Annotated in this window: 11 protein-coding genes and 1 pseudogene; 5 read left to right on the forward strand and 7 right to left on the reverse strand. The window is 53.5% G+C overall.

Translation table 11 applies throughout. From position 1 onward, the window contains the following. Nucleotides 1–62 precede the first annotated feature (62 nt). Nucleotides 63–1,460, reverse strand: a complete 1,398-nt coding sequence (locus tag ACIQY3_RS23390) for a NorM family multidrug efflux MATE transporter (RefSeq protein ID WP_403024166.1) — start codon at nucleotides 1,458–1,460, stop codon at nucleotides 63–65. A gap of 158 nt (nucleotides 1,461–1,618) precedes the next feature. Between ACIQY3_RS23390 and ACIQY3_RS23395 the strand changes: the two genes are divergently transcribed. The 3 genes from ACIQY3_RS23395 (at nucleotide 1,619) to ACIQY3_RS23405 (ending at nucleotide 6,155) form a co-directional block, all read left to right on the forward strand. Next, on the forward strand, nucleotides 1,619–2,539 hold the full coding sequence (locus ACIQY3_RS23395) for a LysR substrate-binding domain-containing protein (protein WP_403024169.1): 921 nt from the start codon (nucleotides 1,619–1,621) through the stop codon (nucleotides 2,537–2,539). 174 nt (nucleotides 2,540–2,713) lie between these two features. Next, nucleotides 2,714–4,690 carry a methyl-accepting chemotaxis protein gene (locus ACIQY3_RS23400; protein ID WP_403024172.1) on the forward strand — a complete coding sequence of 659 codons (1,977 nt, stop codon included), beginning with the start codon at nucleotides 2,714–2,716 and terminating at the stop codon, nucleotides 4,688–4,690. A gap of 250 nt (nucleotides 4,691–4,940) precedes the next feature. Next, the gene (locus tag ACIQY3_RS23405; RefSeq protein ID WP_403024175.1) at nucleotides 4,941–6,155 is read left to right on the forward strand and encodes an aldose 1-epimerase family protein; all 1,215 of its coding nucleotides are present in this window, start codon (nucleotides 4,941–4,943) and stop codon (nucleotides 6,153–6,155) included. A gap of 4 nt (nucleotides 6,156–6,159) precedes the next feature. Here ACIQY3_RS23405 and ACIQY3_RS23410 read toward each other — a convergent pair. Continuing rightward, nucleotides 6,160–6,705 (reverse strand): annotated as a pseudogene (locus ACIQY3_RS23410) (ATP-binding protein); the annotation flags it as partial. A 39-nt stretch (nucleotides 6,706–6,744) separates the two neighbouring features. Between ACIQY3_RS23410 and ACIQY3_RS23415 the strand changes: the two are divergent. Continuing rightward, nucleotides 6,745–8,547, forward strand: a complete 1,803-nt coding sequence (locus ACIQY3_RS23415; RefSeq protein ID WP_403024348.1) for a recombinase family protein — start codon at nucleotides 6,745–6,747, stop codon at nucleotides 8,545–8,547. Nucleotides 8,548–8,592: 45 nt separating this feature from the next. On the opposite strand, the gene ACIQY3_RS23420 is transcribed toward ACIQY3_RS23415, so the two are convergent. The 3 genes from ACIQY3_RS23420 to ACIQY3_RS23430 form a co-directional block, all read right to left on the reverse strand. Beyond that, complete coding sequence (locus ACIQY3_RS23420; RefSeq protein WP_403024178.1) at nucleotides 8,593–9,216, reverse strand: recombinase family protein; 624 nt, start codon at nucleotides 9,214–9,216, stop codon at nucleotides 8,593–8,595. 129 nt (nucleotides 9,217–9,345) lie between these two features. Next, nucleotides 9,346–9,561 (reverse strand): hypothetical protein, encoded by a 216-nt coding sequence (locus ACIQY3_RS23425; RefSeq protein ID WP_403024181.1) that lies wholly within the window; start codon nucleotides 9,559–9,561, stop codon nucleotides 9,346–9,348. A 116-nt stretch (nucleotides 9,562–9,677) separates the two neighbouring features. Beyond that, complete coding sequence (locus ACIQY3_RS23430) at nucleotides 9,678–10,025, reverse strand: helix-turn-helix domain-containing protein (protein WP_403024184.1); 348 nt, start codon at nucleotides 10,023–10,025, stop codon at nucleotides 9,678–9,680. 162 nt (nucleotides 10,026–10,187) lie between these two features. Between ACIQY3_RS23430 and ACIQY3_RS23435 the strand changes: the two genes are divergently transcribed. Further along, the gene (locus ACIQY3_RS23435) at nucleotides 10,188–10,646 is read left to right on the forward strand and encodes a hypothetical protein (RefSeq protein WP_403024189.1); all 459 of its coding nucleotides are present in this window, start codon (nucleotides 10,188–10,190) and stop codon (nucleotides 10,644–10,646) included. A 151-nt stretch (nucleotides 10,647–10,797) separates the two neighbouring features. On the opposite strand, the gene ACIQY3_RS23440 is transcribed toward ACIQY3_RS23435, so the two are convergent. Both ACIQY3_RS23440 and ACIQY3_RS23445 read right to left on the reverse strand, forming a co-directional pair. Next, on the reverse strand, nucleotides 10,798–11,928 hold the full coding sequence (locus tag ACIQY3_RS23440; RefSeq protein WP_403024194.1) for an XRE family transcriptional regulator: 1,131 nt from the start codon (nucleotides 11,926–11,928) through the stop codon (nucleotides 10,798–10,800). Further along, nucleotides 11,894–12,760, reverse strand: coding sequence for a hypothetical protein (locus tag ACIQY3_RS23445; RefSeq protein ID WP_403024197.1), 867 nt, complete (start codon nucleotides 12,758–12,760; stop codon nucleotides 11,894–11,896). Before ACIQY3_RS23445 ends, ACIQY3_RS23440 begins: the two co-directional genes overlap by 35 nt. Nucleotides 12,761–12,795: the final 35 nt, after the last annotated feature.

Here is a 12,795-nt window from a genome sequence, read left to right on the forward strand (position 1 = left end):
TGACACTCCGCCTTCGCGAGCAAGCCCGCTCCCACAGGGGATCTCATTTCCACAGAGGGATCTCAGTCAGGCTGGGCGACCTGAAAATGCTGCGGCGACGCCGGCTCCCGCCGAATCATCCGCTTCATCTTCCACTCAAACGCCAGCGTCAGACTCACCGCCGCGCACGCCAGCCCCAGCGCCAACCCCCACCAGACGCCCGTCGGCCCCCAATTCAAGTTGAAGGCCATCATCCACGCAGCCGGCGCGCCGATCAGCCAATAGCAACCGAGCCCGACCAGAAACGTGGTCTTGGCATCCTTGAGCCCGCGAATGCAGCCCATGGCGATGGTTTGCGTGCCGTCGAACAGCTCGAACCACGCGGCCACCGCCAACAGGCTCACGGCCAGGTCGATGACCGGACGAAACGCCGGGTCGTTATGGTCCAGGAACAAGCCGATCAACTGATTCGGCAGCAACCAGAAGACCATGGCGAAGGCGAGCATCGAGGCGCCGCCAAACGCGATCCCGACCCGGCCGGCCAGCCGTGCATCGAGCAACTGTCCGGCGCCGTAGTGCTGGCCGATGCGCATGGTGATCGCATACGAAAGTCCCGCCGGCACCATGAACGCCACCGAAACAATCTGCAGGGCAATCTGATGCGCCGCCAATTGCGTGCTGCCCATGGTGCCCATGCACAGCGCGGCGAACGCGAACAACCCGACTTCCACCGCATAAGTGCCGCCAATCGGCAGGCCCAGGCGCCACAGTTCTTTCAGGTACTGGCGATTCGGCCGCGACAGGCCCTGGCGCAGTGGATACGCGTCATACGCCGGATGCCGACGAATGTGCAGCGCCAGCGCCACGGCCATCAGGTTGGCGACGATCGCGGTCACTAGACCGATCCCCACCAGACCCATTTTCGGCAAACCGAACATCCCAGTGATGAACGCGTAGTTGAGGGCGAAGTTGGCCACGGTGCCGCCCAGGCTGATCACCATCACCGGCGTCGCCCGGCCGATCGCGCTGGTGAAACCGCGCAGGGCCATGAAACTCAGGTAGCCGGGCAGGGCGAACGGCAGGAACGTCAGAAACAGCCCGGCTGAGTGGACGTTGGTTTCGGTCTGGCCAAACATCAGCAGCACCGGTTTGAGGTTCCACAGCAGCAATCCCGCCACCAGCGCCATCAGCCAGGCCAGCCACAATCCGGCTTGCGTCAGCCGCGCCGCGCCGACGATGTCGCCCGCGCCCTGACGGATCGCCACCAAAGTGCCGACTGCCGCAATCACGCCGATGCAGAAAATCGACACGAACGAGTAAGTCGCCGCGCCCAGGCCGCCGCCGGCCAGCGCCTCGGGGCTCAGGCGCGCCATCATCAAGGTGTCGGTGAGGACCATCAACATGTGCGCCAACTGCGAGGCAATCAACGGCCCCGCCAGCCGCAGAATGGCCCAGAGTTCGGTACGTGCTGGATGCTGCATGGTCATCACGCTCCTCTGTTACAGCGAACTGGAAAGGCTCGATTCTCGGCGCTTGGCGGGGTTTGCACAAAGGGATAAAAAGGATGGGTGGCATGATTAAAGCTCATCCAGCGGACTTTCTGATAAGTTGGCCTCATCCCGCTATAAGAGCTTTCTCCATGTCTCGTCGGCTTCCTCCGTTGTATGCCCTGCGCGCATTCGAAGCGGCGGCGCGGCACAGTTCGTTTACCCGTGCGGCGGAAGAGCTGTCGATTACACAGAGTGCGGTCAGTCGGCATATTCGTACGCTCGAAGAGCATTTCGCCTGTCGGCTGTTTCACCGCAGCGGACGCAACCTGCAATTGACCGAATCGGCGCGGCTGATCCTGCCCGGCATTCGTGAAGGCTTCACCGCCCTGGAACGTGCCTGCAACACCTTGCGCGCCGAAGACGACATCCTGCGCATGAAAGCCCCGTCGACCCTGACCATGCGTTGGTTGCTGGCGCGGCTCAGCCGCTTTCGGCACTTGCAACCGGGCAACGAGGTGCAACTGACCAGCGCCTGGATGGACATCGACACCGTGGACTTCAACCACGAACCGTTCGATTGCGCCGTGATCCTCAGCAACGGAAATTTCCCACCGGACTGGGAGACGACTTTGCTTTTTCCCGAAGAGTTGATTCCGGTGGGCGCTCCCAATCTGCTGGACGACCAGCCTTGGGACGTTGCGCGGCTGGCCAGCACCGAATTGCTGCACCCGGCACCGGATCGTCGCGACTGGCGCAGTTGGCTGGAACGCATGGGGTTGTCTGATCAGGTGTCGCTCAAGGGCGGGCAGGTGTTCGACACGCTGGAGCTGGGCATGATCGCGGCGGCCCGAGGTTATGGTGTGTCGATGGGGGATTTGTTGATGGTAGCGGAAGACGTGGCGCAGGGTCGTCTGAGTTTGCCGTGGCCGACCGCCGTCGCCAGCGGTGAGAAATATTACCTGGTCTGGCCGAAAACCCGCCCCGGGGGCGAGCGCATGCGCCGGCTCAGCGATTTCCTGCAAGGGGAAGTCCGGGCCATGGAGTTGCCGGACGTTGAACGTCTGAGCTGAAACGATATAGTGGCTATGCGCTATAACCGTGTTAATAACTCAAGTATTGAGTTTTGCCGCCGAAAATCTGCAGGTGGAACCTTCGTGCAGGTTTCACGTTAGTCCCACTATTCGAAATTTTGCTGAGCGTCGAGCCGGATCAAGGAGGATCCGGTCGCTCGGCCAGGAGCTGTCATGTCTCAACCCCGTGCCCGGATCGCCTCACAGCTTGGTCTTGCGCTTGCCGTGATTCTGGCGATTGTCATCAGCGGCAGCACCGTGTTTGCCCTGCGCTCGCTGGACACCGCCAACCTCGCCACCCGCGAAGAGCATCTGGCCAGCGAGGCGCGGTTGCTGGCGGATCAGCTCAGTACGTTCCACGGCACGCTGCGGGAAAGCACCCAGCGCCTGAGCGGTCTGTTCGAAAAGCGCTTCAGCGCCGGCATCAGCGTGCATCCGGACGAGCCAGTAACGGTGGCGGGCGTGCAGACCCCGGGCCTGCATCTGGGCAGCGAAGTGTTGAACAACAACTTCAAGGAAGTCGACGAGTTCAAGCAAATGACCGCCGGCGTGGCCACGTTGTTCGTGCGCAGCGGCGAAGACTTCGTTCGGGTCAGTACATCCCTGAGCAAACAGGACGGCAGCCGGGCTATCGGCACTTTGCTGGATCACGCTCACCCGGCCTATGCACGGTTGATCGCGGGGCAGAGCTACGTCGGTCGTGCGTTGTTGTTTGAACGCTCCTACATGACTCAGTACACCCCCGTGCGTGACAGCAGCGGTAAGGTGATTGCCGTGCTGTTCGTAGGATTCGATTACACCGACGCGCAGAATGCGCAGTTCGAGAACTTGAAACGCTTCCGCATCGGCAAGACCGGCTCTTTGGCGCTGCTGGACGAACAGGGCAAGTGGCTGGTGCCGATCGCTGGCGTGCAAGCGCTGGATAAGGCTGCCCCGACCATTACTGCACTGGCGAAGACGCCGGGTAAAGGCGAGTTCTGGAGCGACACCTCGGAAGATTTCTACAGCCTCGCCGTGCCTTTCGAAGGCGGGCCGTGGTCGGTGGTGGCGAGCATGCCGCAAGCCGAAATCAGTGCGGTGACCTGGAGCGTCGGTATTCAACTGGCCATCGGCAGCCTGTTGGCGATGTTGATCGCGGTGGGTTCGGCGGTCTGGTTGCTGCGCAGCAAACTGGCGCCGCTGGGGGATCTGGTGCGTCAGGCCGAAGCCTTGGGCGCCGGTGATTTGAGCGTGCGCTTGAACGTGTCGAGCAACGACGAAATCGGTCAGTTGGCCCGGGCTTTCAACCAGATGAGCCAGGCGCTGTCGACCATGGTCGAGCACATCCGCAAGGCTTCGGTAGAGGTCAACAGCCGTGCCCAGGCCTTGTCCGGTTTGTCCGGTGGTGCTTATGAAGGGATGGAGCAGCAGTCCGGCGAAATCACCAGCATGGCTGGCGCTGTGGAAGAATTCAGCGCGACCTCCCTGAACATCGCTGACAACATGAGTAACACCCAGCGCATGGCGCAGGAAAACGCACAGCAAACTCAGATCGGTCGTACATCGATGCAGGAAGCGTCTTCCTCACTGGAGCAAATCGCCGGCGCATTGAACAGCACCGCGACCGTGATCAACACCCTCGGCCAGCGTTCCCAGGAAATCGGCGGCATTGTAGGGGTGATTACCGCGATTGCCGATCAGACCAACCTGCTGGCCCTCAACGCCGCCATCGAAGCCGCCCGTGCCGGCGAGCAAGGCCGGGGTTTTGCGGTGGTGGCCGATGAGGTGCGCAACCTGGCTTCGCGCACCCGTGAAGCGACGGATGAAATCTCCGGGATGATTCAGAGCATCCAGCAGGAAACCGGCAACGCGATCAGCACCATGGAGCAGGGCAATGTGCTGATGCAGGAAGGCTTGTCGCGAAATGCCAACGTCGCGTCGGCACTGGCGCGGATTGATGAGCAGAGTCGTTCGGCGGGCCAGCAATTTGCGGCGATCACCACCGCGACTCAGGAGCAGAGCAGCACGGCGACGTTGCTCAGCAGCAACTTGCAGAGTATTGCGCTGGCAAACAGCGAGCAGCGTGAGGTTGTTTCCAATCTGGCCATCACCGCCAAAGAGCTGGAATCACTGGCGGCGGACTTGCGGCATGAGGTTGACCGGTTTCGTTGAGGCGCCTCTGACATAGCTTTCGCGAGCAAGCCCGCTCCCACATTGGATCTACGGTGAACGCAGAATTTGTGAACACTGAAGATCCAATGTGGGAGCGGGCTTGCTCGCGAAGGCATCGACTCAATTCCCAGGTTTTAACCGCTCAAACCAGCATCACCATCAATTTGCCTTCGGCGTAGTGTTTTTTAAGCTTGATGAATCGTTTCAGCAAGACTATAAAAATGGCACAACTCCAAGAAAGGCTTCTCCCATGACCCCGCTCAGACTCATCGTTGCCCTCAGCGCACTGTCCGCTGCCTCCCACGCCATGGCCTGGGATTACGTCCTGCTCGACACCGATAAAGCCGCCCAGAACTGGCAAATCACCAGCCAACAACTGGGCGTGAAAACCGACAAACCCTTCTCCGTGACCCTGCGCACCTTGCATGGCGGTCGGCAGGAGGGCGTCAGCATCGTCGACATCGATAACGGCACGCTCAAACTCTCGGTGGTGCCGACTCGCGGGATGAACGTCCTACAGGCGTCTGTAGGCAATGTGCGCATGGGCTGGGATTCGCCGGTCAAGGACGTGGTCAATCCGTCCTTCATCGAGCTCAACGGTCGCGGCGGTCTCGGCTGGCTGGAAGGCTTCAACGAACTCGTCGCCCGCTGCGGCTACGAATGGGTCGGCCACCCCGGCATAGACAACGGCGAACTGCTGACCCTCCACGGCCGCGCCGCCAACATCCCGGCCAGCAAAGTCACCCTGCACATCGACGAAAAGCCACCGTACGCCATCAGCCTTCGCGGCGAATTGAAAGAGCAGGCATTCAAGAAAGTCGACTTCTCGGTACAGACCGAACTGGTCACCGAACCCGGCAGCGTCGCGTTCGCCCTCAACGACACCTTGACCAACAACGGCGACTATCCGAAGGAATACCAGGCGCTGTACCACAGCAACTTCAGCACCCCATTCCTGGAACAGGGCGCCCGTTTTGCCGCGCCGGTGAAACAGGTTTCACCGTTCAACGACAAGGCCAAGGGCGACCTGCCGGACTGGCAAACCTACCGCGCGCCGACCAAGGATTACGACGAGACCGTCTACGACGTCGTGCCGTATGGCGACGCCAAGGGCGACACATTGACCGTGCTGCACAACAAGGCGGGCAGCCTCGGGGTTTCGGTTGGCTTCAACACCCAGCAGTTGCCAGTGTTCTCGTTGTGGAAAAACACCGATACCCAAGGTCAGGGTTATGTCACCGGGCTGGAGCCGGGCACGAGTTTTTCCTACAACCGTCGGTATCAACGGCCACTTGGTTTGGTGCCGACGATTGGGGTGAAGGAACAGAAACAGTTCCAGATTCACTACAGCCTGTTGGCGGATAAAGGGGCTGTGGATAAAGCGTTGGCGCGGGTGAATGAGATTCAGGGCGGGCGGGCGACTGAGGTCAGGCAGGCGCCGTTGGTGGATTTGACCAAGGAGTAAGCCATCAGTTGGCAGTCGGCCGATATTGCAGCGCTTCGGCGAGGTGATCGCGGGTAATGCAGTCGACTTGCTCAAGGTCCGCCAACGTGCGCGCAACCTTGAGCAATCTGTGGGCAGCTCGCAGTGACAACGTCAGTCGTTCACAAGCGGATTCCAGCCAACTTTCATCGGTTGTGGATAACTTGCAGTGGCGACGCAGGCCCGGCAGATCGAGGAAGGCATTGGCGCAGCCTTGGCGTTTGTGTTGCCGCTCCCTTGCGTCGGCGACCAGCGCGGCAGCGGTGGCGGTGTCGTCGCCGGGTTTGGGCGAAGGATTCAGTGCCGTGGCTTCTCGTGCGACGGTCAGGTGCAGGTCGATTCGGTCCAGCAGTGGGCCTGACAGTTTGTTGCGGTAGCGCTGGACCATGTCCGGGGTGCAACTGCATTTGCCGCTGGGTTCGCCAAGATATCCACAGGGGCAGGGGTTCATTGCGGCCACCAGTTGGAAGCGTGCAGGGAAGCGCACGCGGTCCTTGGCGCGGGAGATCACGATGTGGCCGGATTCGAACGGGGGGTAGTATCATCACATTTTTACAATCAGAGAGATGGCATGATAAAGGCGTATGCATACGTAAGGTATTCGTCGACTGTGCAAGCGGATGGTGATTCCGTGGAGCGGCAAGTCAATCCGCTGGAAGCCTTTGAGCGTAAATTTGGAATCAAAATAGAAGAGGTATTTCTAGATGCAGGTGTATCTTCTTTTCGGGGTGATAATGCCCGTAAGGGGCAACTTAAAGTTATCTTGGATCGCATTGAAAAAGGGTCAATAACTCGTGGCGATTATATTGTGGTTGAGTCGATTGACCGGATCACACGCCAACGATTGATAGATGGTGTTGAATTGATTCAGTCAATTCTAAAAAAGGGAATTCGAATATATACCACGTTCGATCGTCAAACATATTCTTATGACGACCCTGACCAAGATTTTAAAACTTTGATGATGATAAGCCTGATCGCACAAAGGGCAAATGAAGAATCGGCTACGAAATCGAGGCGACGTAAGTCGGCGTGGAACAAAGCTAAGCTCAGCGCGGCAGTCGAAGGTAAGCCATTCAATATGCTTAATCCTCCTTATGGCCTCAGATTTGACACAGTAAGTGACCGCTTTGTTATTGAGGAAGATGAGGCTAATGAAATTCGAACTATATTCAGCCTTTTGAAAGTGATGGGCGTCTCGCGGGTTATTAAAAAAATCAATGAGTCAGCAAAGCGGAAGTGGACTAATAAAGCAGTTCAGAGTTTGATTAAAACTAAATATCCTCTTGGTGTGCTGATGTCACAAAGGCGGGATGAGAATCGCAAAAAGGTATTCTTGGAGTTTGTAGAGGGGTATTACCCGAATATCATCACGCATACGGATTACAACAGTGCTGTGAGCGCGATGACAACAAGACGGTCTCGACGCTATTATGGAGTGTCAACAATTGGAAGTGTTAATATTTTTAAGCACGTCGTAAAGTGCGGGAAATGTGGACAAAGCCTAATTTTTGAAAAGCAGAAGAATCAAAAGGGAGAGCTTTATACATATTACAACTGTCTTACTAGAAAGGAATTAAAGGGCAATTGTGATCAGCGCTTTAGATTTGATTTGGCATTCGGCATGTTGATGTCTGTGACGATGTTACTGCGTCCGAATCAACAAAGGATGACCGCGCCGAGAAAAATAATTCTACCAGCGTATGCAGAAAAATATCTTCGTGAGAAAAATGGGAAAGCTTGGGGGGATGCAGGCCCCGGCAGTAATATAGACCACATCATACATATACCGGTGAAGCCTAGTGATTCGCAACTTAGAGCGGCCCAGGCCGAACTTGGTATTAATTTATTCTCGCTGTTAGGTGCGGAAAGGAATAAAAGTCCAGAAGTTGCGAGGAAATTGAGGGCAGAGTCTGAAAAGCTAGCTAGGTTAAAAACAATTCTTGCCAATCTAGAACAGACTCTTGATGCAAGTATTGAGGAGCATTCTGGAAAAATTCCTGATGTAATCATCAGAAAATTGACTGCTTTAACATTTGATATAGAGAGTCAGGAAAAAGTAGTTGACGGTTTAAGCGTTGAGCACGAAGAATCATTAGTTGAACTGCCGATTGCTTCACATATTGATCTTATAGAGAAATTCAGCAGCGAAGAAGGGCGATTAGAGCTGAACGGCTTCTTTATCGCGCAAAAGCTCGATTTTCAGTTTGTATATGACAGTAAGTTACGTGTCTTGAAAATGAACGTAATGAAAGATGGGGAAACAATAATAAGCGTGGAACGTAATTTTTTATTACATAAGCCACTCAGGGAATTTGGGATTGACCGATTACGGGACCTTTACGAGTCAGAGGGACCCATTACTGGCCTTTAGACCGATATCTGACACCCCTACATTTTGGCACCCCCCCGTACCCTCCTAGGCCGGGGCAGCTGCTTTTCGAATCCTATAAACCGTAGCGGACCCGCAACCTGCTAGCTTGGCAACATCTTCCGCGTTCATGTTCGGGTGTTTCGACATGATGTGAAGTACCTTCTCCCATAAAATTTCATTCTTCTGTTTGCCCCTCGGTTTCCAACTAGGATCAGCGTTTCTTTTGTTTTGCAACCCTTGACGAATCCTCTCAACTCTTTTTTCTTGTTCCAATCTTGCCATTGTTGCCATTAAATCAATAAGCATGGCGTTTATTACGCGCATAACTTCGTTCGCGATCCCTTGCCCGAACATCTGGTGTGTGGTCGGCAGGTCAGCAATAACTAATCGTAAACCCTTTGAGTTAATCGCGCCTTTCAAGACGTTCCAATCTGTCGCAGACAGCCTGCTAAGGCGGTCTACCGATTCAACGAGAAGCACATCACCTTTGTTAGCGCTATCCAGCAAACGCATCAACTCAGGTCGTTCCAAAGTTGTACCGCTGATATTCTCGGAATAAGTTTCGTGCACAACCAACCCATGCGTTTTCGCAAATGCTAAAAGCATTGTCTTCGCTCGAGCTGCGTCTTGGTCTTTGGTGCTGGCTCTCAAATAAATGTGTGTGTTCATGATTTTTATTTGTCTATATGTTTGATAGGTTTATGATAAATTGATCGTATAGGTATCGTCAATAGCCTTGTGATAAAGCAATTTTTGTTTTTTGCTTTGATTGGTTTAGCTATACATCTTTGATAGTTACTATTGCCTCAGGTTGAAAATCCCTTCACTGATAGCAGAAGCATTTACGTCTAGAGTGGTGAGGGCTTCTATCGCGTTGGCGTGTGCTTCAGGGCTACCACTCGCCCTTGCCCACAATGCGATCTCTTCAATTGCAGCGGCCAACGCGTATTGGTTATGTAATATCAAGGTTAGTACATCTGCTGTTGCGATGTTTGAGTCTTGATTGTCTGGCATGTTGATCATCCTTGAGCGTGGAGATGGGCTGCCATTTAGCTTTTCAGGGGCGCGTATAAGTCAAGGTTATTTGTGTGCTATGTCAAAAAACCTAGCGTGCCTTGGGTTTGTGGAAGTTACCTAGATTCTTCGATTTTTTTTTCACTACTCAATGAGCGCAACGCGCTTCGTAGCCTTTTCACATCACTGCAAGCATATGCCCGGTCAATGATTTCATGCCGCAGTGTTTGCACCTCGAACGCTTCAGTATTCATAGAGCTGATAAAAGCACCAAGATCGACCTTCAAGGCGTTGCCTATGGAATATAAGGCTTCAAGGCTGGGGCCATAAGCACCGCGCTCAAAACGGCTGATTGTCAGTGGTTCGTAGCCTGTAATTTCGGCTAGTTGAGCCTGCGTAAGGCCCCTGGCAACTCTCAAGGCTTTAATGCGGCTACCAACGATTTGCAGCACGTTTCTTGACATTGAGGCCCCCTTAAAGGGCCAGATGCTCACAGGTGCGGGAGGTACAGAGAAGGTCTCAAAATGATCAGTTATTTGAAAATACTAGTCATTTTATGTACATTGCGTTGCTCGGTGCCTGGTTAGGTGTGAGGCACGACGTAATCTCACAATCTAGGAGAAGCCATGCTTAGCAAGGTTCAAGTCACGTTCTTCATCCTGATGGGCTTTATCTCTCACGCAACAGCGGAAATCAGTGACGTTACCGGCAACTTAGACGTTGGCCCTACGCGTGAGATCGTTAGTGGTGGCTATCTGTGCCGCGATGCTTTGGATATCTTTCGCATTTATGAGTTACGCGCGACTGGTGGTAGCGCTGCCCAAATGACTGTGGCTGTAAAAAGCATGGAAAAAAACGGAGCTTGTAAGGAGTTGCCACCAACTTCTGTATGGGTCACAGGAGTCAAATTGGCAAAAATAAACGGCAAAGCTATGCCCCAAAGGTCTTTATACGTTGTGGTCAGGGTAAGGGTTAACGGCGATTATTATTACGTAGCTCCGCACTTCCTAAACGAGACAGGGTTTGAAATTATTAAGCAAGCTCAAATACAAAATAAACGGAATGGCACTCCGTTAGTTCAGTAGTTTTGATTATGAGTTAGGTAAAGCTATGCTGATTTTTCGCGGGAAGATGAAAGTTGTTGCCAGAGGGATAAGTTTGTAAGGAATAAAATTCCTTGGCTGACCAATAGAAACTAAATCACGAGATCAAAGAGCCCCGCCATGCGGGGCTCTTTCACTTTACCAGTTGCAATGCGGGGCGAGTTCGATGGGAGTCGTCTCTGTGTAAGCTCAACTGGCTAGGAAGAATTTCGGAGAGAAATTCTGGGGTGACGCCTAGGTTTTCCGCTAGTGCATCGTGGGTTATACCGTGATGTTCGTATAAAACCTTGAGGGCCGCAGCAATTGTTTCCGGTTGCTCACGGACACAATAAGGGTCTTCCTTTTCAGTGATACCTTCTCCCTGATTCTTTAGGTAGATTACGGCGCCCCGATACTGATAGTCATCAATGAGGCCCAATGACTTGGCACGGTAGACAATAGCTGCTTTGCTGACTTGGAAGTCCATTTTCATTTTGCTAATGCCGACCCAATCGAGTCTGCTACCTCGCCTAGGAAACGCTTTTAAAAACGTTGATCTAGGTATCAAAAAAGCTGACGCGAAACGATTAGCTTCCGACTCCGTTTTACGGTCACCGGTTACCTGGCCTTCATGCAGCACCAAGTGCCCTAACTCATGGGCGATATCGAACCTAAGCCTGAACGGACTTTGCTTCGCTTCATTTCGTACAATTACTGGTCTACGAGACGTTATGGAGAGCGCATCAACTTCAGTAGATGTATCCTGGAAGAGTGTTACGACAGCGCCAGCTCGCTCCACAACTCTTACCATATGAGATATCGGGCCAAAACCCAGTCCCCAGTAAGCGCGCAGTCGCTCAGCAGCTTGTTCAATTTCCTCTGTGGTTTCTGCTCCAGATTCATCTGGAAAGTCGACCGCAGGTAATCTTACTTTTTTGTCAATAAACTCTACAAGCTGATCAAATACAGTACCTCTAGCTAGCACTTTTTGCTTCATGCTTGCCTTGGTTGTTGCCAGCTTACGGAAATGAGCCTGTTCCTCTGATAGCGAAACTCCGACGGGTCTGAAAAAAAACGTCGGTACAACATGTAAGAAATATGCCAAATCCTTGGTAATAGGATCATCAAGCTTCAGGTTGCCCTTGCCATTTTCTAGTTGGGATACGTACTGCCGTGTTTTACCAATCTCTTCCGCAATATCGTTTAGGGTTTTTCCCCAATAATGACGGGCTAGCCGTAACTGACTGCCCTTAAATGTCCCGTCCATTTCCATCAACGGCTTCATCATTTTTACCTTCGGCCGCGTCTTCGTCTATCGGATAAAGTTCCAGAGGTACAAGTTCCGCAGCCGCTGGGATTTCATCATCAACTGCCGCTAGCGCTCTGACACGCTCAGCGTTATAGCGCCATTCAGCAATCAAAATGCCATCACGCTCGGCATGAGCCTCGTATCCGACAAAGTAGACTTGATGGTCGTCTTCTTCCGTCAAAGCGCGCTCGATGATAAATCGCCATAGGTACTCGGAATGAGCATCCTCTTCAAATAACTGCAACTGTTTAGTTTCAGAGTTTGTGGGGTTAAGCACGCGCATTTTCTTAGGATTTTCGTGATCGTCAAGGAAAAAACGCACCGTTTCGCTACCAATGCCCAAAAGGAGATCGTTTCCTGAATGCTTGATGGTTAGCCAAGGGTGTTCGTCCGACTGCGCCAGCTGAAGCAATGCATTCTTGATCCTTGCCCAAGATAGTGTGCCTCTAGCGTACGAGCAGTCTAAATCAGTGCTGGCTGTACGAAGGGCGTCATCCAGCACGTCAAGCATGCGTTTCGAAATAATGCTCAGGCGGCTTGACGTCAAGCTTGAAGAGATTTCGGATGGTTTATTCATGGAATTCGCCTGACTGTTCTCGTACAGTGATTTGTAAACCATAATTGTGCCAAAGCGGAAATTTGTCAAGCTTCGTCGCTGTTCATCCATACAGATAGCTATCATTGGGTATGGATGGCGGATAGCTGCCCCTATGAAATGCCCATTTGCTTCAATGGGGCATGGCCGCAGGGGGCATATCAAGGGGCCGTTTGCGAGTTCAGATGACGTTTTTTGCGTCAAAAAACTCATGAGGTGGCTCTATCATTTCTTGGCAATATTTACGT

The organism is Pseudomonas sp. NPDC096950 (assembly GCF_044762525.1).
Classification (GTDB): domain Bacteria; phylum Pseudomonadota; class Gammaproteobacteria; order Pseudomonadales; family Pseudomonadaceae; genus Aquipseudomonas.

Excerpts from the sequence above, each read along its gene's own strand:
- ACIQY3_RS23390 (WP_403024166.1), bottom strand. The coding sequence starts at position 1,460 with ATGCAGCATCCAGCACGTACCGAACTCTGGGCCATTCTGCGGCTGGCG.
- ACIQY3_RS23395 (WP_403024169.1), top strand. The coding sequence starts at position 1,619 with ATGTCTCGTCGGCTTCCTCCGTTGTATGCCCTGCGCGCATTCGAAGCG.
- ACIQY3_RS23400 (WP_403024172.1), top strand. The coding sequence starts at position 2,714 with ATGTCTCAACCCCGTGCCCGGATCGCCTCACAGCTTGGTCTTGCGCTT.
- ACIQY3_RS23405 (WP_403024175.1), top strand. The coding sequence starts at position 4,941 with ATGACCCCGCTCAGACTCATCGTTGCCCTCAGCGCACTGTCCGCTGCC.
- ACIQY3_RS23415 (WP_403024348.1), top strand. The coding sequence starts at position 6,745 with ATGATAAAGGCGTATGCATACGTAAGGTATTCGTCGACTGTGCAAGCG.
- ACIQY3_RS23420 (WP_403024178.1), bottom strand. The coding sequence starts at position 9,216 with ATGAACACACACATTTATTTGAGAGCCAGCACCAAAGACCAAGACGCA.
- ACIQY3_RS23425 (WP_403024181.1), bottom strand. The coding sequence starts at position 9,561 with ATGCCAGACAATCAAGACTCAAACATCGCAACAGCAGATGTACTAACC.
- ACIQY3_RS23430 (WP_403024184.1), bottom strand. The coding sequence starts at position 10,025 with ATGTCAAGAAACGTGCTGCAAATCGTTGGTAGCCGCATTAAAGCCTTG.
- ACIQY3_RS23435 (WP_403024189.1), top strand. The coding sequence starts at position 10,188 with ATGCTTAGCAAGGTTCAAGTCACGTTCTTCATCCTGATGGGCTTTATC.
- ACIQY3_RS23440 (WP_403024194.1), bottom strand. The coding sequence starts at position 11,928 with ATGAAGCCGTTGATGGAAATGGACGGGACATTTAAGGGCAGTCAGTTA.
- ACIQY3_RS23445 (WP_403024197.1), bottom strand. The coding sequence starts at position 12,760 with ATGAGTTTTTTGACGCAAAAAACGTCATCTGAACTCGCAAACGGCCCC.